Consider the following 25487-nt stretch of genomic DNA (forward strand, 5'->3'; position numbering starts at 1 on the left):
GGGGTCAGCGGGATGCCCTGCGAGCGCAGGGCCGAGAGCAGTACAGGCCGCGGTTCGGGCGCGGGTCCGGGTAGGCGACGAACTCGGCCCGGCAGGTGCGGCACTCCCTGCGCTCACCGCGCAGGCGGGTCCCCTTCTTGATGACCTTGTACGTCTCGTCATCGCGGACCGTGCGATCGGCGTTCAGCACGTTGCAGGTCTGGCACGAGGGGGCGAGGTTCCCCAGGGCATCGTTCATCGGGTCCCGGTCGAGGTGGTCAACCACCAAGACACCGGGCGCGGTCTGGTCACCCGGACGCCACGTCACCGGTTCCTTGCAGTGGTGGCAGGGATGGGTGCCGGGGCCGATCGCCTCGTACAACAGGACGCGGGACGCAGGCAGGTAGGGGCTGGTCACCACCAACGGGTGTCCGGGCGCGTGCACCATGCGTCGGCCCGCCTGATCGGGCTTGCGCTGTGCTGCGTAACGGCACTGCGATGAGCAGTACTTGCCGATGTGGGCGGGCACTCGGCTGTACTCGCTGCCGCAGTGATCGCAGTTCCTTGTCGCCGTGCGGCGCAGGGTGTCCGCAGCGCATGCCGGGGAGCAGTACTTCCTGCTCTCGCGCGGCTTGTGTGTGAACGAGGTGCCGCACTGCTGGCAGTTGCTTGCGACGTCCCGCTGCTTCGACTTCGCGTAGCAGGCCCGCGAGCAGTACTTCCCCGCCTCGCTGGCCTTCCGGGTGTACGAGGTGCCGCAGGTACCGCACTCCCGAGTAATTGGCGTCATGCCTGAGTTTATCGCGCCCGGAGGTGCGCCAAATGGCAAATATTGTGTTCAACATTGCGTTGGGCAGGCTGGCGTACTATGCGTCGCTGCCCGCCACGAACGACGCACTGATCATGGTGCCGATCGAGACCAGCGGCATCGTCCTGGATTCGGTCATGCGGGACTACGACGACCTCGGCACGCTGCTCGCCGGAGCCTCCAACGAGCAGACGACCATGGGCCGCAAGACCCTCGCCAGCGTCACCTCGGCGGTCGACGACACCAACGACCGCTGGAACATCGACGCCGCCGACGTCACATGGACCGCAGCCACCGGCAACGCGATCAGCGCGGTGGTCATCTGCTATGACCCGGACACCACGACCGGCACCGATGCGGACCTGGTCCCGCTGACCAAGCACGACGTCAGCATGACCCCCGACGGGTCGGATTTCACGCTGACGATCGCGGACTTCGTGCGCATCTCGTCCGCAGCCTGACCCACGGGGAGGCGTCGTGGCACGGATGTGGACCTGCGGCTTCGAGCTGCAGACCGCTACTGCCGACATCGAGTGGCAGATCACCAACGGCAACGCCGCGATCAACACCACCACTCACCGGGCCGGGGCGGCCTCACTGCGGGTCGCCCCGTCCGGAGCCACGTCGTACATCGAGCACCAGCTCACCAGCGGTGTGGTCATGCGGACGTTCCACCGCTTCTACCTGCGGATCGCCGCGCTGCCCGCCGCCGCGACGAACATCTACGGCATCGGGCAGAACGGGTTCTTTCCCGGCCTCATCCGCCTCCAGACGAACGGGACGCTCATCCTGCGGGACGGGCAGACCAACGTCGACCTCGGCTCCGCCACGTCCGCGCTCAACCTGAACCAGTGGTACCGGATCGAAGCGGACTTCGACGACGTCTCCGGCACCCTCACCTCCGGCGTCTCCGCCTTCAAGCTGTACATCGACGGCACGCTCGCCAGCTCCCAGATGTGCACGAACATCAACGGGTTCTCCCGGCTCCGCGCAGGCGCCCTCAACTCAGCGACCACGCTCGACATCTACATCGACGACATCGCCGTCAACGACAACACCGGCAGCGTGCAGAACGCGCTCCCCGGGCCCGGCTCCGTCGTCCACCTCCAGCCCGCCGGCCAGGGCGACAACAACGGATTCGCGACCGTCGTGGGCGGCACCGCGGGCTCCGCCAACAACTGGACGCGCGTCTCCGAGATCGCCCCGGACGACGCCACGTCCTACAACGCGACCACCGCAACAGGTACAACGACCACCGACGACTTCACCGTGTCCTCGCCGACCACCGCCGGGATCGGCGCCTCCGACACCATCACGCTCGTGTCGGTCGGCGCCCGCGTCGGCTCGACCGCGACGACCACGGCGAGCATCGTCACCCGCCTCAAGGGCCAGGCTTCCGGCACGGTCACGGAGTCCGCGTCCACCTCGGTCGCGGTCAACGGCTGGACCAGCCACAAGAGCGCCGTCCCGAAGCTCTACGGCATCACCGCGTACACCAACCCGCAGGGCAGCATCGCCTGGACCCGTACGGCGCTGGCCACCAGCCAGATCGGCTACCGCTCCAACGTCTCCCAGTCGACGACCCGCCGCGTGACCACGCTGTGGGCGCTGGTCGAGTTCAACCCGCCCAACGTCACCACCATCGCCCTCGGCACCGCAGCAGAGACCGACACCGGCCAGGCTCCCGGCAAGACCAAGACGAAGCCGGCCACCGCGGCGGCCGAGACGGACACCGGCCAGGCCTTGGCCCGCCGCAAGACCCGCGCGGGCACCCCAGCGGCCGAGAGCGCCACGGCGCAGCCGCTGGGACGCCGCAAGACGCTGGCGCTGGGCACCGCCACCGAGACCGATGCCGCACTGACCCCCGGCCGCACGCGGGCGCGCGCCCTGACCCCCGCCGGCGCGACCGGCATAGGACAGGCGCTCGGGCGCACGCGGGCCCGCCCGATCCCGCAGGCTGCTGAGACGACCACCGGGCAGGCTCTGACCCGCGCGAAGCGCAAGGCACTCCCGCTGGCCCAGGCGGGCGAGGCAGCCCAGCCGCTGGCCGGACGGAAGACACAAGCTCTCGCCCGGGCCGCCGAGACCGGTACGGCGCAGGCCGCAGGCCGACGGAAGTCCGCGGCTCTTGCACCCGCGGCGGAGAGCAGCACGGCGCAGGCGACCAGCAGGGGGAAGCGGTTCGCGCTCGCCCCGGCCGTAGAGATCAGCGCGGCTCTGGCGGTCGCCCCGGCCTCCGGCCTCCGGGCCGCCGACGAGGTCAGCACAGCCCGGACCGTGGGCCGCCTGAAGACCCTGACGCTGGGGGTCGCAGCCGAGGCTGTGGCAGCACTGCCCCTGCTCCCGGCGTCCGGGCTGCAGACCGCGCAGGAGACCGGCACAGCCCGGCCGTTGGGCAGCGCGAAGGCGCGCCCGCTCGGCACGGCCGACGCGGTGGACGCGGCCCGGCCACTCACCCGGGCCAAGCTCGGACAGTCCAGCCCGGCCGCGGAGGCCGCCGCCGCGCGGCCGCTGAGCACCGGCAAGCGCGTCAGCCTGCCAACTGCTGCGGAGACCGAGACGGCCAGCTCGCTGACCGGGGCGGCGGCCCAACAGTTGGGCGCCGCAGTCGAGACGGCCCAGGCGCTCGGCCTGACGCCTATCTCCGCGGGCGCGCTGACGCTCACGAGCGAGACGGATACGGCCCGACCGGCCGCCGGCCGCAAGACGAAGCCCCAGGCCACAGCCGCGGCGGTCGAGACCGCGCAGCCACTGACCGGCCGCAAGACCGCCTTGCTGGGAGTGGCCGTGGAGGCCGCCGCCGGGCGCCCGATCGGCCGGGCCAAGCGGGCCGCGGTAGCTACGGCCACCGAGACGAGCACGGCACAGCGCCTCCTCGTCCCGGGCGCCGTCGCACCCGCCGAGGAGACCGCGACCGCACGCCCCCTCACGGGGAGCAAGCGGGCGCCCCTGCCTCCCGCCGCTGGCATCGACACGGCGCGGCCGTTCGGCCAACAGGCCACCCTCCAGCTCGGGCGCGCCGAACAGTCCGACAGCGCCCTGCCCGCCGGCCAGCGCAAGACCCGCTCGCTGACAGCCGCCGCGGTATCGACGCTCGCCCGGCCACTCGCCACAGGCAAGACCCGGGCGCTGGGTGTCGCACTGGAGACGGACCGGGCGCTCATCGGCCCGGCGATCCGCCTCACATGGGCCACCGACCGCGCCCAGGCACAGGCCCTCACCGGCCGCCGCCAGCAGCCCGCCGACCACCTCGACGCAACCGCGGCCGGGCCAGTGCTCACCCCGAGCGCGGCCGGGCCGGTCCTGGCCCCGGGCACCACCGCCCCGGCACTCTCCGCCGCCGTGCGCGTCCCGGCGCTGACGGCATCGGCCGGCGGGCCACGGCTCACCGCCACCACTACATCAGGAGGCTGACGATGCCCGACGTGGGAGACCTGGTCACCGCACGCCTCGCGGTCGACCCGGCCGACGGGACCACCGCGGCCACGCTCACGGTGACCCGGCCGGACGGCACCACCGTCTCTCCGGTGGTCACAGGCGCGGACGCGGGCGCCACGTGGACGGCCCCGGTGACGTACACGCTCGCCGGCGTGTGGGTCCTGGACTGGACCGTCACGGGGACCGGCGCCGGCCGCGAGGTCCAGCGTGTTGGCGTGGCCCCGGGCATCGTCACGGAGACTGGCCGGGTCTACGCGAACAGCACGCAGCTCGCGAACTACCTGCACACCGCTCCGCCGTTGGATGCGGACCGGCTCCTGGCCCGCGCGTCGGAGCTGCTGGACTCCGAGGTGCTCCTCACCGCGGTGTACGACACCGACGACGACGGCCTGCCCACCGACCCGGACGTGGCGAAGGCGTTCGCCCTCGCGGCTTGCGCGCAGGTGGAGTTCTGGGGCGAGGTCGGCGAGGACACCGACACCGCCGGGCCGATCCAGGGCGTGTCCATCGGGTCGGCGCAGATCCAGTACGGCGCCGGGGACAACCGGGTCAGCCCTACGACCAGTGGCGCCCGGGTGTACCGCGCGTTCGCGGCGCTCCCGGCCGACAAGTTTTTGCGGGGCGTGACCACCGGCTCTTGCGGGTGGCGGTGATGGACCTCGACGACTACTGCCCCCGCTGCGGATGCGCCTTCCGCATCCCCGGAGCTCGGGCGTCCGAGCTGTGCACGCCGGACAAGTGCTGGTGCGAGGGGAACCCCGCCAGCTCCACATGGCATGCCACAGAGGAGGACTGATGGGCCGCCTGCCCCGTCGCTTCATGCGGCGCGAGGTCACCGTCGAGCCCTACCTCGGCGACGGCTCCCACGGCCCCCTCTACGGACCGCCCACGACCGTGCGCTGCTTCCTCGAAGAGCGCACCCGCCGAGTCCGAGACGCCGAAGGCCGCGAGGTCACCAGCAGCAGCACGGTCTACAGCGACCTCGCCGCCAACTGCCCGCCGGAGTCCCGCGTGACCCTCCCCGGCGGCCGGCAGACCACCGTCATCGCCGCGCTCCGGCACGACGGCGGCGGCCTCCCGACACCTGACCACCTCGAAGTCCAACTGCAGTAGGAGGCGGCGATGGTGCAGCGCGTCACCATGCAGTGGGAGGGCAGGCGGCTGTGGTTCGGACGCGGCCAACAGGCTGCGGCGCGGGGCCTGCGGAACGCTCTGGAGCACACGCTCGGCAAGGCGAAGGAAATCGTGCCCCTCGACGAGGGCCCGCTGATGAACTCCGGCAAGGTCAACATCGACGGCCTCAACGGGGACATCACCTTCGACACGCCGTATGCCGTGGTCCAGCACGAGGACCTGACTTTCCGGCACGCCCCGGGACGACAGGCGAAATACCTGGAGCAGCCGATGCTGAACGAGCGCGAGGCGATGCTCCGCATCATGGCAATCCCGTTGCGTGCGCTTTTCCGCAGCTGACCTATTCCGCCCCGAGCCCCGGCAATTCCTGCCGGGGCTTTTCGCATGCCCCGAAGGCGGTGACCGGTGGGCTACACCAGCGACCTCACAGCGGGCCTCGCCCAGCTCCTCGACGACGAGAACATCGGCGCCTACCGGCCGAACGGCCCGCCGTTCACCAGCGCGGACACCGCGATCGTGCTCGGCAACATGCCCAGCAGCCCGGACCGGGTGATCTGCCTGAACCCCTACCCGGTCGAGGACACCGGCCTGAGCAACGCCATTACGGCCGTGCAATTCCGCTTCCGCGCGGGCGCCGATCCGGCCGCCGTCCTCGATATGGCCGACGCCGTATTCGACGCGCTCGACAACCGAGAGCACTTCACCCTCGGCACGGTCCCCGTGGACCTGGCCTGGAGGTTCTCGCAACTCCCCTGGGGCGCCGACACGCTCGGCCGCGAGGAGCTCACCGCGAATTACTACCTGCGGACCATCCGGGCCGCGACCTACGCCTACGAATAGGAGATGGGCCATGTCCACACCCACGGAGACCGCACTCGCTCGCCGGTGGCGCCTCGACGTCAACATGGGCTCGCCGGACTACCAGCTGTGCCCCGCCATCACGAACTTCCAGTGGGAGGCCCCGCCCAACATCGAGGACAGCAGCACCTACGACGACGAGGGCTGGAGCGACAGCGAGAAGACCGGCCAGTCCTGGTCCGCGACGGCCACGTTCAACCGCAAGGCGAGCCCGGACTCCACCACCTACAGCCCGGTGCACGAGGCGCTGCGCCAGGCCGCGTTCGGCTGGGGCGACGACGCCAAGGTCGACGTCCGCTTCTACGACCGCAACGGCCTGCCGGAGGCCTACCAGGGCTACGCCCTTGTCACGTGGGCGCCGTCCGGCGGCGAGCGCACCGCCCTGGACCAGGTCGAGGTCACTCTCACCGGCAAGGGCCCCCTCACCCCCATCACGAACCCGGTGACCCCCTGATGGCGGCCCGCTTCGACGCCCTGGACGAACTGTTCGACGACTCTCTCGAACTGCCCGTCGGCGGCAAGACCTACCGCATCCCCTCTCCGTCCGCCGAGGACGGCCTCAAGGTCCAGAAGATCGCCAACCTCGCCGTGCGCCTCATGGCAGGCGGAGAAGTCTCCGAGGACACCGAACTCCTCGACGACGACGGCGAACTCGACCTGATCAAGCTCTGCCTCGGCCCCGTCTACGACGAACTCACCGCCGACGGCGTCTCCTGGGCGTGGGTCCGGCACCTCGGCATGACATCCATGCTGTGGATCACGCAGGGCATCGACACCGCCCGCAACTACTGGAAGGCAGGCGGCGACCCTTCTCAGATGGCCCCGAACCGGGAAGCCCGTCGCGCGGCCAAGAAGAGTGGATCGGCCGCGGCGAGCAAGACCCGGTCACGGGGCTCTACGAGTGGTACGAGCGCCCGCCCGGCTGGCAAGAGAAGCCCGCAGGTCGCGAAGGCCTGACGTGGGCCGCGCTGCTGGAGCAGTGGCTGCTCATCGAGGCGGACCTCCACCAGACCTACGGGGTCGACGTGGGGACGCCAGGGCTGCTCCAGCAGCGCACCTGGCCCTGGCTGCGCACCCGCATCCTCGGCCTGCTCTCCACTGACACCCGCCTGAACCGGCACTTCACACCCCCAGCAACACCCCGAGGAGGTGCCCGGTAATGGCCGTGTCCGTTGGCGAGCTCGTCGCCCACATCAACGCCGACCCCTCCGGCATGACCAGCGGCCTGGCCCGCGCCGAACTCGCCATGCGCGGCTTCCAGGTCGACACCGAAGGCCGACTCCGTCACCTGAACGGCCGGTTCGCCTCCACGGCCGAGCAGGTCTCGCTCGGCCTCGGGCACGTCGGGCAATCCGCGCGCCATGCAAGTCGCGCAGTGGGCGACATCGATCGCGACAGCAACCGGGCCCGGGCCGCTCTCGCGCGGATCGGAAGTGCCGCGGGCGCGCTCGCCGGAGTCGCCGGGCAGGCAGGGCTCATTGCACTCAAGCTGGCTGCAGTGATCCCGGTCGCAGCCGGCCTGGCGGCCGCGCTGGTGAACATCGCGCCGGCGGCCGCGGTCGGCGCCTCGGCTGTGTTCGCGCTGGGCTCGGCTCTGGGCGCACTGAAGGTGGGCACCTCCGGCGTGGGTGCGGCCCTGTCTGCGGTGTTCGCTGGCAAGGGCGGCGGCGGAGGAGGGGGCGGTGGCGGCGGGGCCACCGGTGCCGCAAAGGCCCACAAGGCCGCACTGGAGGCTGTGAAGGACGCCACCGAGCAGGCCGCACTCGCCAACCAGCGCGCGGCCCGCCAGGTCGAGGACGCCGAGCGAGGAGTCGCCGACGCCCAGAAGGCCGCCAAGCGCGCGCAGGAGCAGCTCACGCAGGCCCGCGAGGACGCCACCCGCGAGCTCGAAGACATGAACAACTCCCTCGACGACGCCCGCCTCAGCCAGCGGCAGGCCGTCCTCGACCTCCACGACGCCGAGAAGGAGCTGGCGCGCGTCCGCGCCATGGGCGCCGAGGCGTCCGCGGACGAGATCGAGGCCGCACAGCTCGGCTACGACAAGGCCGTCGAGGCCCTGGACCAGCAGCAGACCGAGACCAAGCGCCTGGAGAAGGACACCAAGAAGGCGAACGACGCCGGCGTTGAGGGGTCGAAGACCTACACCGACGCGCAGCAGGACGTCGCCGACGCCCAGCGCGACGTTGCTGACGCCGTCCGCGCTCTGAAGGACGCGCAGGAAGAACAGTCCCGCACCGCGGCCGAGGGGCTGAAGAACATCAAGCGGGCACAGGACGCCCTCAACGATGCGACGTCGGGGGGCGGCGGCGGTGGCGGAGGCGGCTTGGACCCGCTCGCCGAAGCCCTCAAGAAGCTCAGCCCGAACGCGCGGGCGTTCGTGCAGGAGATCATCCGGCTGAAGCCCGCACTCGACGCCTTGAAGCTGAAGGTGCAGGACGCCCTCTTCAAGGGTCTCGCGGGCGAGCTGCGGACTACCGCGTCCGCGGTCCTGCCGATCCTGGAGAAGAACCTCGTCAGCAGCGCGGGTGCCCTGAACAAGATGGCCAAGGGCGTCGGGGCCAGTGCGCGCGAGCTGGCTTCCAACGGCACGCTTGGGCAGGCCCTGTCGGCCGCGTCGCAGGGGCTGCACAACCTGTCGGGCATCCCCGGCATGGTTCTCAAGTCGTTCACCCAGTTCGCGGCCGCGGCCGGCCCCAGCTTCGAGCGGCTGACGTCCGCGCTGGGCCAGGGGGCGGAGAGGCTCGGCGACAAGCTGAGCAAGTCGTTCGCGTCGGGGCGGATGCAGGAGTCCATCGAGCGCGCCATTGACCTCATTGGCCAGCTCATGGCCATCGGTGTCAACGTCGGGCGCATCCTGGGCGGCATCTTCGACGCGGCCGACGAGTCCGGCGGCAGCTTCCTCGACACGCTCCAGACCATCACCGGCGCGATCGCGGACGCGGTCAACAGCCCCGAAGTGCAGGGCGGCCTCAAGGCCCTGTTCGGTACGTTCGGCGCGCTGGCCAAGGAGGCCGCGCCCCTGCTCATCGAGGCGCTCAAGCAGCTCGCCCCGGTCTTTACTGCGCTGGGCCCCCCGGCAAAGATCCTGATCAGCGCTTTGGGGGACGCCCTCAAGCCGATCATCAAGGCGCTCGGCCCGGTCTTGGTTGCCGCGGCCACGGCGGTCGGTGACCTGGTGGAGGCCTTCGCGCCGCTGCTCCCGGTCCTCGGCGAGCTCATCGCCGACCTGCTGCCCCCGTTGACGCCGGTCTTCAAGACGATCAGCCAGGTCGCCAAGCAACTGGCCCCCGTCATCGCACAGCTCGCTGCCGCGCTCGGCCCGACGCTGACGCCGATCATCGAGGGCCTGGCGGACGTCATCGTTGAGCTGGTCACCAACAACGGCGACCTGATCGTCCAACTGGTCCAGGAGCTCGCGCCGGCCATCCCGCAGCTCGTGCCCCTGCTCATCGAGATGGGCAAAAGCTTCGGGAAGATCCTGGAGGCGCTGGCCCCGCTCCTCCCGGACCTGACCGAGCTGGCCACGATGTTCATCCTGCAGCTGCTGCCAGCGCTGCTGCCGCTGCTGCCGCCGCTCATCGAGCTGGCAACCAAGTTCCTGAACATCAGCACGATGATCACCGTGCACGTGCTGACGGCCCTGGACTCGCTGATCGACTGGTTCAAGGAGATGGAGCGGAAACTCCAGCCCGCGATCGATGCGGTGAAGAAGGTCACCGAGTGGATCCGCGACAAGTTCCAGTGGCTGTACGACGTGCTGGTCGGGCACAGCATCGTCCCCGACATGATCAACAAGATCGTCGGCTGGTTCGCGGGCCTCCCGCGCCGCGCCTACGACGCCCTGGCCTCGCTCGGCTCGAACATCGCCGGGCGGGCCTCCGCCGCAGGCACCTCCATGGTCAACGCGATCAAGAGCCGCCTCGACTCCGCAGTCTCGTGGATCCGCGGCCTCCCCAGCCGTGCCAGCAAGGCCCTCGGAAACCTCGGCAGCGTCCTCTACAACAGCGGCCGCGCCCTGATCCGAGGGTTCATCGACGGCATGGGCTCCATGTGGTCCGGCGTCACCAGCACCGCATCGAGCCTGATGCGTGCCGCCCGCGACTACTTCCCGTTCAGCCCCGCCAAGAAGGGACCCTTCAGCGGCAAGGGATGGGTCTCCTACTCGGGTGAGGCCATCGGCAAGACCCTCGCCGCCAGCATGGCCCAGCAGCAGGGCCTCGTCGGCGCCTCCGCCAACGCGCTCATGACCGCGGCGCAGCAGGGCCTCGCTGCGGACGGCACCCCGATGGGCAACCTCACCGCCTCCCCGGCCGCGGCCGGCGCGACGGGCTACGGCCCAGGCGGCAGCGCTGCGGGCGCCGGTCGGTCGGGCAAGCCTCCGCGGATGATCGTCGAATTCCGCGGTGGCCAGGACAAGTTCACCCAGTTCGTCAAGGAGCTCGTCCGCGTCGACTTCGGCGGCGATGTTCAATCCGCTTTCGGGCAGTAGGAGGGTCCATGCCGTTTCCCACCGACCCGCTCGGCACGCTCATCGAGTTCAACCTCGGCGGCACCTGGACGGACGTCACACCCAAGTGCCGGCTGACAGACCCGGTCACGATCACACGCGGGCGGGGCGACGAATCCGCCCGCGTGGACGTGTCCAAGTGCCGCTTCACCATCAACAACAAGGACGGCCAGTTCAGCCCCGACAACCCGATGTCGCCCTACTACGGGCAGATCGGCACCAACACGCCTGTCAGGGTGTCCGTCCACGCCGGCAGCAACCTGCTGTGGCTCACCGGCGGCACCGACCGGGCCCGCGCCACCGACACCGCGGCGCTCCGCCTCACCGGCGACCTCGACATCCGCTTCGAGGCCCAGCTCGACGACTGGTCCGGCGTCCCGTTCGCGCTGGACCTCGTCGGCCGGTGGGGCACCCCGAGCAACAAGTCGTGGCGGGTCATCGTCTTCCAAGGGCGGGTCTGGTTCTACTGGACCACCGACGGCAGCACCGACATCCTCAAGCAGTCCACCGCGCCACTGATGGTCCCGCCGTCCGGCCGGATCGCGATCCGCGTCACCCTCGACGTCAACAACGGCGCCAGCGGCAACACCGTGACGTTCTACACCTCGGACAGCATCAACGGGACCTGGACGCAGCTCGGCAACCCCGTCGTCACCGCGGGCACCACCAGCGTGTTCGCCGGGACCGCCCTCACCGACGTCGGCGCCATCTCGAACAGCAACTTCATCGACCCGTCCGGGTCCTTCTACGCCTTCCAGCTCCGCAACGGCATCAACGGCCCGGCCGTCGCCAACATCGACTTCACCGCGCAGACCAAGGGCGCCACCTCCTTCGTCGACACCTCCGGCATCACCTGGACGCTCGACGGCGGAGCCCTGCTGACGAACCGGCGGCGCCGCTTCGTCGGCGAGATCCCGTCCTGGCCGTCGGAGTGGGCGCCGAACGGCGGGAACGCCTACGTGGTCCTGGAGGCCACCGGTATCCAACGCCGCCTCGGCCAAGGCGCCAAGCCCCTCGACTCCACGCTGCGCCGTCGCATCCCCAGCGAGCCCACCCTCGTGGCCTACTGGCCCATGGAGGAAGGCGCCACCGCGACGCAGGCCTACTCGCCGATGCCGGGCGTGCGCCCCCTCAAGACCAGCGGCATCACATACGGCCAGGACGACTCCCTCGCGGGCTCCTCCGCGCTCGCCTCGGTATCCGGGCTGGGCAGCCTCACCGGCACCGTCCCCGCCCCGGCGAGCCCCCAGACGTCCTGGCAGGGCGAGTTCATCTTCTTCCTCCAGGCCGGGCCCTCCACCGCGCGCACCGTCATGTACTACGAGACCACCGGCACCATCCGGACATGGCGCCTCATGGTCGACTCCGGCGGCGCCCAGATCCACGCCTACGACTCCGACGGCACCGAGATCCTCAACCAGGGTGTCTTGACCACCACCATCTACAACCGATGGACCCGCTGGCGGTTCACCGCAACCCAGAACGGCTCCAACGTCGACTGGCTGTCGCTGTGGATCCCGATCGGAGGATCCGGTGGCCAGGTCAACGGCAGCCTCGCCGGAACCGCAGGCCGCGTCACCGGCGTCCACGGCCCGCCCGGCGGCGGCTACTCCGCGGACCTCGACGGCATGCGCCTCGGCCACATCAGCGTGTGCAGCCCCGCCGGATCGCTGATCTACAACTCGGCGAACACCGGCTTCAACGGCGACACCGCGGGCGGCCGCATGTCCCGCCTGTCCAGCGAACAGAAGATCCCCGTCACCGTGTACGGCGACACCAGCCTGCAAGAGAAGGTGGGCCCGCAGCGCCCCGACGTGTTCCTGACGCTGCTCCAGGACGCGGCCGACGTCGACGGCGGCATCCTGTACGAGCCCCGCAGAACCCTCGGCCTCGCGTACCGCGACCGACGGAGCCTGTACAACCAGCCCGTCAAACTGGCCCTCGACTACAAGGGCACGGGGCACATCGCCCCGCCGCTACGCCCGAAGCCGGACGACCAGGGCGTCCGCAACGACATCACCGTCCAGCGCACCGGCGGCAGCAGCGGCCGCGCGACCCTCGACACCGGGCCGCTGTCCACCCAGGACCCGCCCGCGGGCATCGGCCTGTACGACGACTCGATCCAGCTCAACCTGTTCTCCGACGACCAGCCCGACCAGCACGCCGGATGGCGGCTGCACCTCGCAACCTCCGGCAAGCCGCGCTTCCCCGAGGTCACCCTGCTCCTGCACAAGGCCACCGACCTCATCGACGCGGCCTCGGGCATGGACATCGGGGACCGCTTCACCATCGCCAACCCGCCGCCGTTCATCCCGCCCGGCACGATCGACCAGCTCATGCAGAGCTACACCGAAGTCCTGCACGAGCGGTCCTGGAAGATGACGCTCAACGGCACGCGAGCCGCGCCATGGGACGTGGCCGTCACCGACGACCCGGTGCGCGCCCGCGTGAACACAGCGGGGTCGCAGCTCGCGTCGTCGGTCACCTCGTCGGCCACGGCGCTCAGCGTGGCCACCACGTCCGGGCCGGCGTGGACCCTCGACCCCGCGCACGTTCCGTTCGACGTGCAGGTGGGCGGCGAGGTCATGACGGTGACCCGCGTCATGGGCGCCGTCCACGACACGTACGGGCGGACCGTGTCCGGCGGCTGGGGCACCACCGACACCGGGCAGGCCTGGACCACCAACGGCGGCTCCGGGTCCGACTACTCGGTCACGAGCGGCACCGGCCGCGCCTCCATGGGCAGCGTCAACGTCTCCAGGTGGACAACCGTGCCGTGGGCGTCGGCCGACCTGGACACCATCGCCAGCATGGCCACCGACAAGCTCGCGACCGGCGGGTCGCACTTCCTGCACCTGGTCGGGCGGTTCGCCGACGTGAACAACTGCTATCTCGCCCGGCTCGACTTCAGCACCACGCAGACCGTGACCCTGACCCTGCGCAAGCGGGTCGGCGGGACCGAGACGCTGCTGGCGACCGCTCCCGATGTCGGCCTGGTCCACGCGGCCGGACGGCAGTTCTGGGTGCGCCTCACTATCACCGGCAGCACGCTGTCCGCGAAGACATGGCAGGACGGCACCCCCGAGCCATACATGCCGTGGCAGGTCACCGTGACCGACACCAGCCTGACCGCGGCCGGAGCGATCGGCACCCGCTCGATCCTGTCCACCAGCAACACCAACACGCTGCCCGTCGTCGCGTCGTACGACGGCTTCCAGCAGTTCGCGCCGCAGACCATGACCGTCGTCCGCTCCGTCAACGGCGTCGTCAAGGCCCAGACCTCCGGCACGCCCGTCACGGTCGCCACGGCCGCGACCGCCGCCCTGTAGGAGGAGCCCCGTGCCCTACCCCGCATACGCCGCCGGTGCGGAGCTCACCGGCGCCGACCTCTCCCTGTCCGACCTGATCGGCCGGACCGTGTTCTCCGCAACCCGCGACACCGCGCAGTCCATCGCCACCAACACGAACCCCGTGGTCGGCAACGCCATCTCGTGGGAGACGGTCGAGGCCGACCTCTTCGGCGCGTGGGCCGCCGGCAACCCGACCAGGTGGACTGCGCCGTTCGCGGGCTGGTGGACGCTGATGGGCGCCACCGCCATCAACGCGGTCGCCAGCAGTGCCGGCCTCGCGCGTTTCAACGCGTGGTTCATCAACGGGAGCCTGGCTGTCGCCGGGTCGAACCGGATCGCGGCCGCGCCCAGCAACGCGACGGCAACGACGAACGCCCGCACGAGGGCGTACCTGCTGGCGGCCGGTGACTATGTGGAGCTGATCGCCGGTCAGGATTCGTCCGGCGCGGTGAACAGCTCCACGGGCAGCCTGCGCCCCTACATCCAGGTCCAGTTCAGCGGCAACTGATCCTCGTTCCGTCCGTACGCCCCCGCCGAGGGGCGTTTTTTCATGCCTGGAGGCGCAGCATGACCACTCGCACAGGCCCGCAGAGATACCCCGGGGCCGACCAGACCCACCGGTACCAGGACGACTACCCGGGCGACCCGATGGAGGTCAACGCGGTCGTCCTCCACACCACCGAGGGCCGCACCCTCCCCGACTACGAGGGCGGCGCCACCGCGCCGAACCTGACCGCGAAGCCCGACTGCAAGGCGCAGAAGCTGGGCTGGTACCAGCACTTCGACATCGACATCTCCTCCCGCGCCCTGGAGAACCGGCCCGGCGGCGTGCAGACGAACACGCTGAACGTCGTACAGGTGGAGCTCGTCGGCACCTGCGACCCCGAGACCCGCAACCGCTGGATCAAGGCCGGGGACAAGCAGAACGAGGACTTCGTGTTCTGGCCCGAGGCCCCCGAGTGGGCGCTCCGCGAACTGGCGAAGTTCCTCGCCTGGGCCCACACCGAGCACGACGTGCCGCTGACCGGCCCGTCCCTGTGGCTGCCCTACCCCAAGAGCTACGGCGCCACCTCGGCCCGCATGAGCTTCCCGCAGTGGAACGCCTTCGAGGGCATCTGCGGCCACCAGCACGCCGCCGAGAACTCCCACGGCGACCCGGGCGCGATCAACTTCGCCAAGCTCCTCGGCTACGCCCGTGCCCTCGTCGGCACGCCCGTCTCCGGCACCCCGACGAAGCCCCCGGTCAAGAAGCCCCCGGCCAAGCCGAAGTACGAGCCCTTCCCGGGCGCGGGCTGGTTCACCGTCGGCCGCAAGTCGCCGATCGTCACCGCAATGCGCAAGCGCCTCGTCGCCGTCGGCTGCAACAAGTACAAGTCCACGGCCAACCAGGACGTCATCGGCTCCGGCGACATCGCCTCCTACGAAGCCTGGCAGCGCGCCTGCGGCTATACCGGCGCCGACGCCAAGTGGCCCCCCGGCAAAGCCACGTGGGACCGGCTCCGCGTCCCCAACGTCTGACCCCGCGGGCGCGCCCGCGCCCCGCGGCACTTCCCGCAGAAGGAACCGTCATGCCCCTGCGCATCTTCGGCCGCGAACCCGCGGTCATCCTCGGCATCATCTCCGCCGCGCTCTCCCTCCTCGTCACCTTCAACGTCGGCCTCAGCCCCGAGCAGGCCGGCGCGATCGTCGCGGTCATCTCCGGAGTGTTCGCCGCGATCACCGCCGCCCTCACCCGCCCGATCGCCCCGTCCGCGTTCACCGGCCTCGTCACCGTGGTCGTCGCGCTCCTCGCCGCGTTCCACTTCGATGTGGCGCCCGCGACCGTCGGCGCGATCAATGCCCTCGTCCTCGCCCTCCTGGTGTTCCTCACCCGCGGCCAGGTCTCCCCGGCCGCACCCGCCGGCGCCCGCGCGGGGTCGGTCTGATGTGCCGTGCGGCCCGGCAGGTCTCGCGCATGCTGGGCCGCCGCGGCGCGATCCTGTCCTGCTACGGCGCCGTGTGGGCCGTGTACGGGTGGGCGCAGCTCATCTCCCCCCAGCCTGACCAGCGCGGTCTCCGGCCCCTGCTGGCGACGATGCCACTGACCGCGTGGGCGTGGCTGTGGGTGGCGTCCGGCCTGATAGCCGCGGTCTGTGCCTGGCTCCCACAGGGCCGGGACTGGCCCGGGTTCCTGGCGCTACCGCTGATCGTCCTGCCGTGGACGGTGTCCTACCTCGTGTCGTGGATCATCGGGGACTTCCCGAGGGGGTGGGTATCCGCCGTCGTCTGGGCCGCGATCGCGGCGCCCGTCCTGGTGGTAGCGGGGTGGGGAGAGTCGCCCCGGAGCAAGATTGGGGTGGTCCGGTGACCGCGGACATCTGGATTCAGGGTGCAATCGGGCTGGTCAGCGCGGCCGGGGGTGTCGTCGCCGCACGAGCCGCGCGCCGGACTCGCAGGCAGGAGAAGCGGGATGACTTCACTGCGATCGTGAAGGAGCTCCGCACCAGCATCAGGGAGCTGAAGACGGACCTCGCGGAGCAGAAGGCGGAGGCCGAAGAGCAGAAGGTCGAGGCCGAGGCCCAGAAGGCCCGCATCACCGCCCAGGACTACACGATCAGGTACCTCGCAGGCTGGGTCCGGGGTCTGGTCGGGCACATCCGCGCCTCGGGTCTGGAGCCTCCGGCACCTCCGCAGCCGGTGCCGGATGAGGTCAAGCCCTACCTGCACGACGTCGGTGTCTGAACACGTACAACGCCCCCGTGTCTGGCCTTCGGGCCGGGCGCGGGGGCGTTTTCGTCATGCCCGCGGTCAGGCGCCTGGCCGGATCATGCGCATGGCCGCGGAGTCCCACCAGTACCCGCGGACCAGCCACACCCAGCCGACCTCGCTCGGCAGGTACACGTCGCACAGCACGCGGATCCGCCCGTCCGGCCAGTCCTGCCGCTGCATCACCTGCGCGTCCCGCCAGGTTCCGTCGACCCGGATCCGCATCCGCGGCCGCTCGCTGTACCGCCGGACACGCGGGCCGGGCCGCTGCGCGGGATCCCACGGCGGCGCCTCGACCGCGTCGGCCTCCGGGAGTGGCTGGTCAGACATGCCTTTGACCCTAGGCCGTGGCCACCAGCTCGGCGCGGCGGGCCCGCAGCCACTCGCCCTGCAGCGCGACCAGCTCGTCGAGCTCCGCGGCCGTCCACCCCGACCGCCCCGCCAGAAGAGCCCTGATCGCGTCGTTCACCACCGCGGCAGAGCGCGCAGGCGCAGCCGAAGACGGCAGGTCAGAGGGCATAGTCCAAGCGTAGCGGGGCTCACTCCGGCTGCTCTATACCGATCTCGTAGGCGATCTCCCACCGCACGTCAGGCACGGTGATGTCGGCGGTCTCCACCGGCCGCCCGTCGGCGTCGTAGTACGTCCGCTCGATGCGCATCAGCAGGTCACCCACGCTGATCCCCAGCATGTTGGCCTCCTCCTGGGTGGCCCGGCCCGGCCGCGGCACCTCGACGGCCGTGTCGATGACCACGCCGATCGTCCGCATCCGCTCGACCACGCCCATGCCCGCCAGCGGCCCCAACTCGGGGAGCACGATCGGCGTGCCGTCCGTGATGGCCATCGGCTCCCAGCTCGTCGACAGCTGCACCGGCATGCCGTCCGCGAGGAACTCGTAGGCCGTGCGGACGCAGTGGTCGCCTGGCTGAATGGCGAGCCGGTGGGCGATGCCGTCGGGCGCCGGCACCCGGGCCTGGCTGTGCGACTCCCAGGTGCCGCGCTTGCCCTGCTCGGCCATGTCGGAGCGGAACGGACTGCCGCCGCGGCGCTCGCGGTGACGGGAGCGGACCATGCGCAGGCGCTCGCGCGGGGTGCGCACGTAGGTTCCGGAGCCGGCGCGGCCTTCGAGGAGGCCTTCGATGATGAGGCGCTCGACGGCGCGTTGCATCGTCATCGGGCTGACGTCGTACTCGGCGGCGAGGTGTGCGCGGGACGGCAGGCGTTCGCCGACCGGCCAGTCGCCGGCCCGGATCCGTGTGCGCAGGGCGTCGGCAATCGGCAGGAATGAGGCCGGTTGACGTGGCATTCGCTCTCCCGTTGCGCGTTTGGCCCGGAGGCCTTGCTATGTCCGTTGACAAATCTAATCGATCAGGTCCAAGCTAAGCGATTAGAAATACGTTATGTGACATCGCGCTCACCTGGGGATACCCATGCGTCCACGAATCGAGAGCATCGCCGCACGGCTTCTCGCAGCCACGGGGACCGAGGTCGAGCGCGCCGAGGACGCCGACGGCGTACGCCTCACCGTCCCCGTCCCCGCCGACATCGACGACACGCAGCGGGCGTTCCTCCTCGCCGCCCTGGCCGACGCCGACGGCTACGGCCACGAGCAGACCGCCGACGGCACCGAACGGGCGTGGGCCCTGATCGCGCGAGACCTTCGCTTGGGCGGATTCGACGCCGCCGCGTCGGTCAGCGTTCCCGTAGTCAAGACCCTCCCGGGCGGTGAGCAGGAGGTTGTTGAGGCCCGCGTCGTCGGCCCCGCCGAGCTGCTGCCGATCCCCGGCCGCACGGCCTTCCCCTGCACCTGCCCGAAGTGCGCCGAGAACGGGGTGACGTCGTGACGCTGGGCCCCCGGCCGTGTGAGTTCTGCGCGCTGGCCGAGCAGCATCCGCAGTGGTACGCCGGCGAGCACCGGAACTGCCGCGGCTCGGAGACGGTTCGCCTGCCGAGCGCCCAACCGGGTGAGGCCCCGCTGTTCTCGTCCGTGTGCTCGTGCAAGTGCGGCGAGCGTCGCTGACACACCCCGCTTCTAGACTGGTCCGGCCGCGACGGAAGGAAAGATCACAAATGCGACCCCAGCGTTTCGAGGACACCCTCAAGGCCCTGCTCCAGCAGTCGGGTGGCCAGGTCAAAAAGGTTGCCCCCGCGAGGGACGCCGGCTGGGACCGGAACCCCTTCGGCCTTGCGGTGACCTACCAGACCGGCGCCCGGGTCCTCCTCCAGATCATCGCCACGAGCGCGGACGGCGAGAAGTACGACCAGCCGGAAGGCGCGCCCGCCGAGGGCGAGACCGCCCTCGCCCCCGTACCGGTGCCCGACGTCTTCGACAGCGGCAAGGTCCAACTCGGCCTCGTCGACCAGCACCTGGCCGCGCTCCTGGTGAACTCCGGCAGCCGGGAGCTCGCCCGGGTCGAGGCGTACAGCAGCGAGCCCGAGGCGCACAACGCCATCAAGTACGGCGTCCGCGCGACCTACCACGACGGCAGCCGGATCAACGTCTACGTCGTCCACGCACTCCCCGCAGGCCGCAGCGACTGGCCGCGCGGCGGAGAGTTCAGCGTCCCGTTCGCCGTCTGACCGGCGGCCGGGCACAGCACCACCAGAAGAGCACCACACCGACTCACCTGGAGGTACGCGTGAACATCGACCCCGGCAAGACCGAAGGATCCTGCGGGCACTGCGGCGCCAACACATCCGCGCCTTCTGGCAGCCCCGTCCCGCCGCACCAGCCGCTCGGCGGCAACCGCGGCATGTGCCCGGGAGCAGGCACCCCGGCCCAGTGATCTGAGCACGTCCTCGGCCCCCGTCGCTTCGCTGCGGCGGGGGCCTCCTTGTGCGGCGGCTACTCCCGGACGAGGTCGGCGAGCGGCATGTCGAGTCCGTCCGCGATGGCGAGGAGGGTGTCCAGGAGCGGGCTGGCGTGGCCGTTCTCGATGATGCTGATGGCCTGGCGGTCGACGCCGGCGCGTTCCGCTAAGGCCTCTTGGGTGAGGTTGGCGGCGCGGCGCGCCTCGCGGATGTGGTGGCCGATGGCCCGTCTGCGGGCGAGGACCCGGTCGGACGGGTTGCTGATCGGCGGCACCCGACCAAGGTCGTTCGCGCATAGTTGAAAGTCTGTACATTCAACCGTACATTTTTCGATCATGAGTGGGGGCGAGACTCCACTGACCCCGCGAGCGGCCCTCCCCCAGACCTGCCCCCCAGGCGGTCGGGGCGAGCGGCCAGAGCTGAGCCCCGACGGACGCGTCGGGGCTCAGTGCGTTCCGGGAAAGGTCTTTTGCACTCACCCCCTGCAGCGCCCGCCGGGGTGTTCCCGCGCCGTGTTCCCGCGGGAGCACGCAGCCGTCAGCGAGTGGTCTGCCGACGTGCCGAGTGGTACTGAGTGGCGTCGAATACCGCCCGAATGTCCGGGTATTCGGCATCACCGCAGGTCACAACTAGGTATCAGATCTGGTTCGAGTCCCGTCACTCACCCTGAACGATCAAGGCCCGGTCTGCGCGAGCAGGCCGGGCCTTCTTCGTACCGTGCCGGGCCGTACCGGACCAAGGAGGGCCCCCGCGGCGCAGGGGCCCTCTCCCGGTCGTCCGGCCGGACGCCTAGGCCTTGCGGGCCACGCCGCCGTAGAAGCCGATCTCGCCGGAGCGCGGCGAGGGCTCGGTGTCCGGGTGCCAGAACGGGACCTGGACCAGACCGGGCGCGACCGGCTCGAAGCCGTCGAAGAAGCTCTCGACCTCGGACCGGGAGCGCAGGTTCAGCGAGGCGGTGGCCTTGTTGTAGACGGCCTGGGCGTCGCTGCGGTCCGCGAAGTCGCCCGTGGCGTGCGACAGCACCAGGAAGCTGCCGGCCGGGAGCGCGTCGCGCAGGTCGGCGACGACCTGCCCGGGCCGCTCCGCGTCGGTGAGGAAGTGCAGGACGGCGACGAGCAGCAGGGCGACCGGCTCGTCGAAGTCGATGACCTTGCGGACGTCGGGGTGGTCCACGATCCCCCGCGGGTCGCGCAGGTCGGCGAGGACGACGCTGGTGGCGCCGGAGCGGCTGAGCAGCGTGCTGGCGTAGGTGTTCACGATCGGGTCGTTGTCGACGTACGCGATGCGCACGTCCGGCGCGGTCTCCTGCGCGATCTCGTGCACGTTCGGCGAGGTGGGCAGCCCGGTGCCGATGTCGAGGATCTGGCGGACGCCGCTGCCGACGACGTACCGGACGGCGCGCTGCAGGAAGCCCCGGTTGGCCTGTACGCCGATCCTCACCTCGGGTGCCGCGACGGCGAGTTCGTCGCCCGCGTGGCGGTCCACCTCGTAGTTGTCCTTGCCGCCCAGCAGGTAGTCGTAGATCCGCGCGGGGTGCGGCCTGCTGGTGTCTATCTCCTCGGCGCGGAAGCCGTCCTGTCTCACGCTGCGCTCCTCTCGACGACCGTCCGGGCTCCCGGCCCGCGGACGGCAGACGACAGCTTCGCACATCAACATCGCAGGGCACGGCCCTGGTTGATCACTGTGCGGCACAGCGTGAGAAAGCGCCGATCACGGCTTCCAGTGGTACTTGGCGCCACCGACCCAGCGCACGACGGCCGGGTCGTCGAGGTCCACATGGTCGATCCCGGCCTTGTGGCAGATACGGACGACGTCGAGGAGGTCATGGGCGATGCCCACGGTCTCCCCGCCGATCTGGACGATCCGGAACGGCGGGTCCCCCTCGTGGACGAGGGAGACGACGATGGGGGTGTCGGTCACCCTTCCAGCTTGCGGCAGACCCGCGCCGGGCGCACCCGCCAGGTGGCCCACCGGAACGGGCCGCGATTGGACCGGGCGGCGGGGTGGCGGCCCGCCTACGGTGAGCCCATGAGCACCCCGGACTCCTCCCCCGCGCGGCTCGCCGACCGCCTGCGCGCACTGCACGTCCCCGGCCGGCCGCTGATCCTGCCCAACGTGTGGGACGCCGCCTCGGCCCGCGTGGTGGCCGAGGCGGGGTTCCCCGCCGTCGCCACCGGCAGCGCGCCCGTCGCGGCGTCCCTGGGCCACCCCGACGGGGAGGTCGTGCCGCCGGCGGAGATGCTGGCCGCCGTCACACGCGTCGTGCGGGCCGCCGGGGTCCCGGTGACGGCCGACATGGAGCGGGGCTACGGATTGGCCCCGGCGGAGTTCGCCGAGCGGCTGGCCGCGACCGGGGCCGTCGGCTGCAACCTGGAGGACACCGATCCGCGCACGGGCCGCCTGGTGGACGCCGGTGAGCAGGCCGACTTCCTCGCCGCCCTCCGCGCGGCCGATCCGGACCTGGTGATCAACGCCCGCACCGATGCCCTGGTGCGGGAGCCGGCGCCGGCGCACGAGCGGCCCGCGGAGGCCGCCCGGCGGATCCGGCTGTACCTGGAGGCGGGGGCGGACTGCGTGTACCCCTTCGGCCCGCTGGACGAGGAGGCCACGGCGGCCCTGGTCGCCGCCGCCGGCGGACGCCCCGTCAACGTCATTGCCCGGCCGGGCGGTCTCACGACATCCCGGCTGGCGGAGCTGGGGGTCGCCCGGATCAGCTACGGCCACCAGCTCCACACCGCGGTCCTGCGGCACCTGGCGGACCTTGTCGCGGTCGTGCGCGACGGCGGCAGCCCCTTCGCGGCGGGCTGACCCGGGCTCAGTCCCCCTCGCGCGGGGGTTCGTCGCCGGCGCCGCGCCGCAGAGTGCGCACGGGAAGTCCCGGCCGCCAGACCTGGAGCACGATGTCGGGGTCGTCGACGTACGTCCGCACGACCTCGCCCAGGTCGGCGGCGAAGAGGTGGAACGGGCCCTCCGGCACGGTCACCTCGCCGGTGAAGCGGGCGACGGCCGCGGGGTCGGTGACCTCCACGGCACGGCCGCTGATCCTGATGTCGCCGCCGTCCATCGAGGTGCCGGGACCGGGGTTCACATGGAGGGAGAAGCGCGGGTCGCGACGCAGGTCGAGGGCCTTGCGCGAGTTCGGCATCATGCCGAACCACAGCTCCCCGAGCCGGAACTCGGCCTCGATGCCGGTCACCCGCGGGGAGCCGTCGGCCCGCAGCGTGGCGAGCACATGGTGCTTGTAAGGGCTGAATCGTGTGGTCACGGCCTGCGCGAGACCGGGTTCCGCGGCCTCGAAGTCCGCCCAGCGTGTTGTCATACGACGATGCTCCCCGGCATACCCGACATCTTGTGTCGGCATTGCCGGGGAGTTCCTACTCCTCGCCCTTGCGGCCCTGCGTACGGCCGCGGCCGTGGCCCTGACGGGCGGCCTGCCAGATCGCGCGCAGGCGGTCCAGCTCGGCCAGTTCGGCGCGCGACCAGGTACGCCGGCCCGCCACATACCGCCGTATGGCCTCGTTGGCGGCCTCGACGGATCGGCGGTCCAGAACGGTCGGTGACATACCCGTGATGTTATCGGCCGGGTCCGACAGCGACCCCCGGCCGAACCCCCCGCCGGGCGATATCACACCGTGACCCTTCTCACTGTGGCGGGGGTCACTTCCGGGGAACCGGCCCCGGCGTCACGCCGATTCGCGCCGCACCAGCTCGGTGGCGAGGACGACGTGCCGCCGGGTCGGGGTGTCCGCCCCGATCTCCTCCAGCAGCACCCGGGCCATGGTGCGGCCCATCTCCTCGATGGGCTGGCGCACGCTCGTCAGCGGCGGATCGGTGTGCCGGGCCACCGCGGAGTCGTCGAAACCGATCAGCGCCACGTCGTCCGGCACCCGGCGGCCGGACTCGCGCAGCACCTGCAACGCGCCGCTCGCCATGACGTCCGAGGCGGCGAAGACCGCGTCGACGTCCGGCCGCCGCTCCAGCAGGGCGCGCATCGCGGCGCGGCCGCCCTCCTCGGTGAAGTCGCCACGGGCGACCAGCGCGTCGTCCGGGACCAGCCCGGCGTCCCCGATCGCCTGGCGGTAGCCGTCGAGTCGGCAGCGGGCGACATACATGTCCAGCGGCCCGGTGATGGTGGCGACCGCCCGGCAGCCGCGGCCCAGCAGATGCGCCACCGCCGAGCGGGCGCCGCCGACGTTGTCGGAGTCGACGTACGCCACCGACTCCCGGTCCGAGCGGCGGCCGCTGAGCACCGTGGGCATCGCCATCTGCTCCAGCAGGTCGGGCAGCGGGTCGTTCTCGTGGACCGAGACCAGCAGGACGCCGTCCACCCGGTGCGCCCCGAGGTACTGGGAGAAGCGCTGCCGCTCCTTGGGGGTCCGCAGCAGCGTCAGCAGCAGTTGCATGTCGGTGTCGGCCAGTGCGGCGCCCACGCCGCGGATGATGTCGGAGAAGTACGGCTCCGCGAACAGGCGGGTCTCCTCCTCCGGGATGACCAGCGCGATGGCGTCGGTGCGGTTGGCCGCCAGGGCACGGGCCGCCCGGTTGGGCACATAGCCGAGCTCGGCGATGGCGGCCTCGACGGCGGCCTTGGTGTGCTCGCTGACCCGCGGCGACCCGTTGATCACCCGGGAGACCGTGCCGCGGCCCACACCGGCCCGCGCGGCGACCTCCTCCAGCGTCGGCCTGCCGCTGCGCCGTCCGCCCATCACCATGCGGTCTCCCCATCACAAGTGGTAACGGCGCCACCTTAGAGCGTCGACCCCCTCAGGCGCGGTCCGGCAGCCCGATCCCGGCGAAGCGGCGCTCCGCCGCGACGGCGGCGACGAACTCCGCCCACGCGGCGGGCACGAACGCGAGCGTGGGACCCTGCGGGTCCTTGGAGTCCCGGACGTGCACGGCGTCGACGGCCGGTGCGACCTCGACGCAGTCGCTGCCCTCGGTGTCGCTGTAGGTGGACGTGCGCCAGGACAGGGCGACCTCGACGCAGTTGCCGCCCTGGTCGTCGCTGTAGCTGGACTTGAACCACACCGACTGTGCGCTCATATCGTCTCCGCCACTCGCCCGATGAACTGCGCGGACTCCTCGACCCCAAGGGCCTGCATGCGGATGATGCCATGACGCTGAGTCAATGTGCTGACCCGTGCGGGATCCGAGTAGAGCGCACTGGTCTCCTGACCTTCGACATAGGCATAGCGCTCGTGATCCCCCGTCTCCAGCAGGACCAGTGAACCGCCGAGCGCGGGACAGGGGGCGCGGTCGGCCGGCAGCACCTGGACAGCGACATTGCGCAGGGATCCCACGTCGACCAGGTGGCGCAGCTGACTGCGCATCACGGCAGCACCACCCACCCGGGAATGCAGCGCCGCCTCATAGATGACAAAGCCGAACAGCACCGTCGGCTTTCGCCAAAGCCTCTCCTGGCGCGCTATACGAGCCGTGACGCGCTCCTCGATGGTCTCGTCGTCGAGAGGCGGACAGCTGTTGCCGATGAGTGCGCGGGCATACGCCTCGGTCTGCAGGAGACCAGGAATCAGCAGCGGCTCATAGCCGTACAGCGCGATGGCCTCTGACTCCGCCTGCATGAACTCCCGCGTCCGCTCAGGGAACCTCTCCGGCTTCAAGAACTCCTGCGCCGCCAACAACTTGCCGCCCGCGCCGCACAAGTGGTCGGCCACTTGAAGCAGTCGCAGCATCGGGCGCCTGCGCCCGAGCTCCATCGAGCGGACCGTCTCGACGCCGTAGCCCGCCTCGTCGGCCAGCCGCTCGCGCGTGACGCCCGCCTGCTCACGCCAGAGCTTGACCTGATTGCCGCAGTACCGCCACGCCATCGGCGGCTGGGTCGCCTCGCCGGTCATCCGC

At 71.0% G+C, this 25487-nt stretch carries 30 protein-coding genes; 18 read left to right on the plus strand and 12 right to left on the minus strand.

Features of this window, described 5'->3' with window-relative positions:
* Positions 1-4 precede the first annotated feature (4 nt).
* On the minus strand, positions 5-769 hold the full coding sequence (locus ABZ883_RS14890) for a hypothetical protein (protein ID WP_360906022.1): 765 nt from the start codon (positions 767-769) through the stop codon (positions 5-7).
* A 32-nt stretch (positions 770-801) separates the two neighbouring features.
* Between ABZ883_RS14890 and ABZ883_RS14895 the strand changes: the two genes are divergently transcribed.
* From ABZ883_RS14895 to ABZ883_RS14965, 15 genes are all read left to right on the plus strand, one after another.
* Complete coding sequence (locus ABZ883_RS14895; protein WP_360906023.1) at positions 802-1248, plus strand: hypothetical protein; 447 nt, start codon at positions 802-804, stop codon at positions 1246-1248.
* Positions 1249-1264: 16 nt separating this feature from the next.
* Positions 1265-4201: a hypothetical protein gene (locus ABZ883_RS14900; RefSeq protein ID WP_360906024.1), complete on the plus strand. Its 2937-nt coding sequence runs from the start codon at positions 1265-1267 to the stop codon at positions 4199-4201.
* A 2-nt stretch (positions 4202-4203) separates the two neighbouring features.
* A complete protein-coding gene (locus ABZ883_RS14905; RefSeq protein ID WP_360906025.1) occupies positions 4204-4878 on the plus strand; it encodes a hypothetical protein in 675 nt (224 codons plus the stop codon).
* A gap of 142 nt (positions 4879-5020) precedes the next feature.
* Positions 5021-5338 (plus strand): hypothetical protein, encoded by a 318-nt coding sequence (locus tag ABZ883_RS14910; protein ID WP_360906026.1) that lies wholly within the window; start codon positions 5021-5023, stop codon positions 5336-5338.
* A gap of 9 nt (positions 5339-5347) precedes the next feature.
* Complete coding sequence (locus tag ABZ883_RS14915; RefSeq protein ID WP_360906027.1) at positions 5348-5698, plus strand: hypothetical protein; 351 nt, start codon at positions 5348-5350, stop codon at positions 5696-5698.
* Between the two features lie 66 nt (positions 5699-5764).
* Positions 5765-6199 carry a minor capsid protein gene (locus ABZ883_RS14920; protein WP_360906028.1) on the plus strand — a complete coding sequence of 145 codons (435 nt, stop codon included), beginning with the start codon at positions 5765-5767 and terminating at the stop codon, positions 6197-6199.
* 10 nt (positions 6200-6209) lie between these two features.
* A complete protein-coding gene (locus ABZ883_RS14925; RefSeq protein WP_360906029.1) occupies positions 6210-6671 on the plus strand; it encodes a hypothetical protein in 462 nt (153 codons plus the stop codon).
* Positions 6671-7174 (plus strand): hypothetical protein, encoded by a 504-nt coding sequence (locus ABZ883_RS14930; protein WP_360906030.1) that lies wholly within the window; start codon positions 6671-6673, stop codon positions 7172-7174. The genes ABZ883_RS14925 and ABZ883_RS14930 overlap by 1 nt, the downstream gene beginning before the upstream one ends.
* A 202-nt stretch (positions 7175-7376) precedes the next feature.
* Entirely contained in the window at positions 7377-10706 is a 3330-nt protein-coding gene (locus ABZ883_RS14935; RefSeq protein ID WP_360906031.1) for a hypothetical protein, read from the plus strand.
* 8 nt (positions 10707-10714) lie between these two features.
* Positions 10715-14053, plus strand: coding sequence for a hypothetical protein (locus ABZ883_RS14940; protein WP_360906032.1), 3339 nt, complete (start codon positions 10715-10717; stop codon positions 14051-14053).
* Positions 14054-14063: 10 nt separating this feature from the next.
* Positions 14064-14582 carry a hypothetical protein gene (locus tag ABZ883_RS14945; protein ID WP_360906033.1) on the plus strand — a complete coding sequence of 173 codons (519 nt, stop codon included), beginning with the start codon at positions 14064-14066 and terminating at the stop codon, positions 14580-14582.
* Between the two features lie 59 nt (positions 14583-14641).
* Complete coding sequence (locus ABZ883_RS14950; RefSeq protein WP_360906034.1) at positions 14642-15592, plus strand: peptidoglycan-binding protein; 951 nt, start codon at positions 14642-14644, stop codon at positions 15590-15592.
* A 50-nt stretch (positions 15593-15642) separates the two neighbouring features.
* Positions 15643-15999: a hypothetical protein gene (locus tag ABZ883_RS14955; protein WP_360906035.1), complete on the plus strand. Its 357-nt coding sequence runs from the start codon at positions 15643-15645 to the stop codon at positions 15997-15999.
* A gap of 29 nt (positions 16000-16028) precedes the next feature.
* Positions 16029-16421: a hypothetical protein gene (locus ABZ883_RS14960; protein ID WP_360906036.1), complete on the plus strand. Its 393-nt coding sequence runs from the start codon at positions 16029-16031 to the stop codon at positions 16419-16421.
* A 119-nt stretch (positions 16422-16540) separates the two neighbouring features.
* A complete protein-coding gene (locus tag ABZ883_RS14965; RefSeq protein ID WP_360906037.1) occupies positions 16541-16795 on the plus strand; it encodes a hypothetical protein in 255 nt (84 codons plus the stop codon).
* Between the two features lie 66 nt (positions 16796-16861).
* On the opposite strand, the gene ABZ883_RS14970 is transcribed toward ABZ883_RS14965, so the two are convergent.
* The 3 genes from ABZ883_RS14970 to ABZ883_RS14980 are packed head-to-tail and all read right to left on the minus strand — an operon-like array spanning position 16862 to position 18123.
* On the minus strand, positions 16862-17149 hold the full coding sequence (locus tag ABZ883_RS14970) for a hypothetical protein (protein WP_360906038.1): 288 nt from the start codon (positions 17147-17149) through the stop codon (positions 16862-16864).
* A gap of 10 nt (positions 17150-17159) precedes the next feature.
* Complete coding sequence (locus tag ABZ883_RS14975) at positions 17160-17339, minus strand: hypothetical protein (protein WP_360906039.1); 180 nt, start codon at positions 17337-17339, stop codon at positions 17160-17162.
* A gap of 19 nt (positions 17340-17358) precedes the next feature.
* Entirely contained in the window at positions 17359-18123 is a 765-nt protein-coding gene (locus ABZ883_RS14980; protein ID WP_360906040.1) for a GntR family transcriptional regulator, read from the minus strand.
* A gap of 124 nt (positions 18124-18247) precedes the next feature.
* On the opposite strand from ABZ883_RS14980, the gene ABZ883_RS14985 reads away from it, so the two are divergent.
* Together ABZ883_RS14985 and ABZ883_RS14990 are read left to right on the plus strand one after the other, a co-directional pair.
* Positions 18248-18661 (plus strand): hypothetical protein, encoded by a 414-nt coding sequence (locus ABZ883_RS14985; protein ID WP_360906041.1) that lies wholly within the window; start codon positions 18248-18250, stop codon positions 18659-18661.
* Between the two features lie 226 nt (positions 18662-18887).
* On the plus strand, positions 18888-19397 hold the full coding sequence (locus tag ABZ883_RS14990) for a hypothetical protein (protein ID WP_360906042.1): 510 nt from the start codon (positions 18888-18890) through the stop codon (positions 19395-19397).
* Between the two features lie 265 nt (positions 19398-19662).
* On the opposite strand, the gene ABZ883_RS14995 is transcribed toward ABZ883_RS14990, so the two are convergent.
* The 3 genes from ABZ883_RS14995 to ABZ883_RS15005 all read right to left on the minus strand — a co-directional run bounded on the left by ABZ883_RS14995 (position 19663) and on the right by ABZ883_RS15005 (position 21548).
* Positions 19663-19902, minus strand: a complete 240-nt coding sequence (locus ABZ883_RS14995; RefSeq protein ID WP_360906043.1) for a helix-turn-helix transcriptional regulator — start codon at positions 19900-19902, stop codon at positions 19663-19665.
* A 515-nt stretch (positions 19903-20417) separates the two neighbouring features.
* On the minus strand, positions 20418-21212 hold the full coding sequence (locus ABZ883_RS15000) for an SAM-dependent methyltransferase (protein ID WP_360906044.1): 795 nt from the start codon (positions 21210-21212) through the stop codon (positions 20418-20420).
* 126 nt (positions 21213-21338) lie between these two features.
* The gene (locus ABZ883_RS15005) at positions 21339-21548 is read right to left on the minus strand and encodes a hypothetical protein (RefSeq protein ID WP_360906045.1); all 210 of its coding nucleotides are present in this window, start codon (positions 21546-21548) and stop codon (positions 21339-21341) included.
* Positions 21549-21656: 108 nt separating this feature from the next.
* Between ABZ883_RS15005 and ABZ883_RS15010 the strand changes: the two genes are divergently transcribed.
* Positions 21657-22436 carry an isocitrate lyase/phosphoenolpyruvate mutase family protein gene (locus tag ABZ883_RS15010; protein ID WP_360906046.1) on the plus strand — a complete coding sequence of 260 codons (780 nt, stop codon included), beginning with the start codon at positions 21657-21659 and terminating at the stop codon, positions 22434-22436.
* 7 nt (positions 22437-22443) lie between these two features.
* Here ABZ883_RS15010 and ABZ883_RS15015 read toward each other — a convergent pair whose 3' ends face one another.
* The 5 genes from ABZ883_RS15015 to ABZ883_RS15035 all read right to left on the minus strand — a co-directional run bounded on the left by ABZ883_RS15015 (position 22444) and on the right by ABZ883_RS15035 (position 25483).
* Positions 22444-22947 carry a pyridoxamine 5'-phosphate oxidase family protein gene (locus ABZ883_RS15015; RefSeq protein ID WP_360906047.1) on the minus strand — a complete coding sequence of 168 codons (504 nt, stop codon included), beginning with the start codon at positions 22945-22947 and terminating at the stop codon, positions 22444-22446.
* A gap of 55 nt (positions 22948-23002) precedes the next feature.
* A complete protein-coding gene (locus tag ABZ883_RS15020) occupies positions 23003-23191 on the minus strand; it encodes a hypothetical protein (RefSeq protein WP_360906048.1) in 189 nt (62 codons plus the stop codon).
* Between the two features lie 120 nt (positions 23192-23311).
* The gene (locus tag ABZ883_RS15025; protein WP_360906049.1) at positions 23312-24340 is read right to left on the minus strand and encodes a LacI family DNA-binding transcriptional regulator; all 1029 of its coding nucleotides are present in this window, start codon (positions 24338-24340) and stop codon (positions 23312-23314) included.
* A 52-nt stretch (positions 24341-24392) separates the two neighbouring features.
* On the minus strand, positions 24393-24671 hold the full coding sequence (locus ABZ883_RS15030) for a DUF397 domain-containing protein (protein WP_360906050.1): 279 nt from the start codon (positions 24669-24671) through the stop codon (positions 24393-24395).
* Entirely contained in the window at positions 24668-25483 is an 816-nt protein-coding gene (locus ABZ883_RS15035; protein WP_360906051.1) for a helix-turn-helix transcriptional regulator, read from the minus strand. The genes ABZ883_RS15030 and ABZ883_RS15035 overlap by 4 nt, the downstream gene beginning before the upstream one ends.
* Positions 25484-25487 lie beyond the last annotated feature (4 nt).

The sequence above is a fragment of the Streptomyces sp. NPDC046977 genome (genome assembly GCF_040644455.1).
In the GTDB taxonomy this organism is placed as follows: domain Bacteria; phylum Actinomycetota; class Actinomycetes; order Streptomycetales; family Streptomycetaceae; genus Actinacidiphila.

Coding starts and splice junctions, on each gene's coding strand:
- ABZ883_RS14890 (WP_360906022.1), bottom strand. CDS start 769: ATGACGCCAATTACTCGGGAGTGCGGTACCTGCGGCACCTCGTACACC.
- ABZ883_RS14895 (WP_360906023.1), top strand. CDS start 802: ATGGCAAATATTGTGTTCAACATTGCGTTGGGCAGGCTGGCGTACTAT.
- ABZ883_RS14905 (WP_360906025.1), top strand. CDS start 4,204: ATGCCCGACGTGGGAGACCTGGTCACCGCACGCCTCGCGGTCGACCCG.
- ABZ883_RS14910 (WP_360906026.1), top strand. CDS start 5,021: ATGGGCCGCCTGCCCCGTCGCTTCATGCGGCGCGAGGTCACCGTCGAG.
- ABZ883_RS14915 (WP_360906027.1), top strand. CDS start 5,348: ATGGTGCAGCGCGTCACCATGCAGTGGGAGGGCAGGCGGCTGTGGTTC.
- ABZ883_RS14925 (WP_360906029.1), top strand. CDS start 6,210: ATGTCCACACCCACGGAGACCGCACTCGCTCGCCGGTGGCGCCTCGAC.
- ABZ883_RS14930 (WP_360906030.1), top strand. CDS start 6,671: ATGGCGGCCCGCTTCGACGCCCTGGACGAACTGTTCGACGACTCTCTC.
- ABZ883_RS14935 (WP_360906031.1), top strand. CDS start 7,377: ATGGCCGTGTCCGTTGGCGAGCTCGTCGCCCACATCAACGCCGACCCC.
- ABZ883_RS14940 (WP_360906032.1), top strand. CDS start 10,715: ATGCCGTTTCCCACCGACCCGCTCGGCACGCTCATCGAGTTCAACCTC.
- ABZ883_RS14950 (WP_360906034.1), top strand. CDS start 14,642: ATGACCACTCGCACAGGCCCGCAGAGATACCCCGGGGCCGACCAGACC.
- ABZ883_RS14955 (WP_360906035.1), top strand. CDS start 15,643: ATGCCCCTGCGCATCTTCGGCCGCGAACCCGCGGTCATCCTCGGCATC.
- ABZ883_RS14960 (WP_360906036.1), top strand. CDS start 16,029: ATGCTGGGCCGCCGCGGCGCGATCCTGTCCTGCTACGGCGCCGTGTGG.
- ABZ883_RS14970 (WP_360906038.1), bottom strand. CDS start 17,149: ATGTCTGACCAGCCACTCCCGGAGGCCGACGCGGTCGAGGCGCCGCCG.
- ABZ883_RS14975 (WP_360906039.1), bottom strand. CDS start 17,339: ATGCCCTCTGACCTGCCGTCTTCGGCTGCGCCTGCGCGCTCTGCCGCG.
- ABZ883_RS14980 (WP_360906040.1), bottom strand. CDS start 18,123: ATGCCACGTCAACCGGCCTCATTCCTGCCGATTGCCGACGCCCTGCGC.
- ABZ883_RS14985 (WP_360906041.1), top strand. CDS start 18,248: ATGCGTCCACGAATCGAGAGCATCGCCGCACGGCTTCTCGCAGCCACG.
- ABZ883_RS14990 (WP_360906042.1), top strand. CDS start 18,888: ATGCGACCCCAGCGTTTCGAGGACACCCTCAAGGCCCTGCTCCAGCAG.
- ABZ883_RS15010 (WP_360906046.1), top strand. CDS start 21,657: ATGAGCACCCCGGACTCCTCCCCCGCGCGGCTCGCCGACCGCCTGCGC.
- ABZ883_RS15015 (WP_360906047.1), bottom strand. CDS start 22,947: ATGACAACACGCTGGGCGGACTTCGAGGCCGCGGAACCCGGTCTCGCG.
- ABZ883_RS15020 (WP_360906048.1), bottom strand. CDS start 23,191: ATGTCACCGACCGTTCTGGACCGCCGATCCGTCGAGGCCGCCAACGAG.
- ABZ883_RS15025 (WP_360906049.1), bottom strand. CDS start 24,340: ATGGTGATGGGCGGACGGCGCAGCGGCAGGCCGACGCTGGAGGAGGTC.
- ABZ883_RS15030 (WP_360906050.1), bottom strand. CDS start 24,671: ATGAGCGCACAGTCGGTGTGGTTCAAGTCCAGCTACAGCGACGACCAG.
- ABZ883_RS15035 (WP_360906051.1), bottom strand. CDS start 25,483: ATGACCGGCGAGGCGACCCAGCCGCCGATGGCGTGGCGGTACTGCGGC.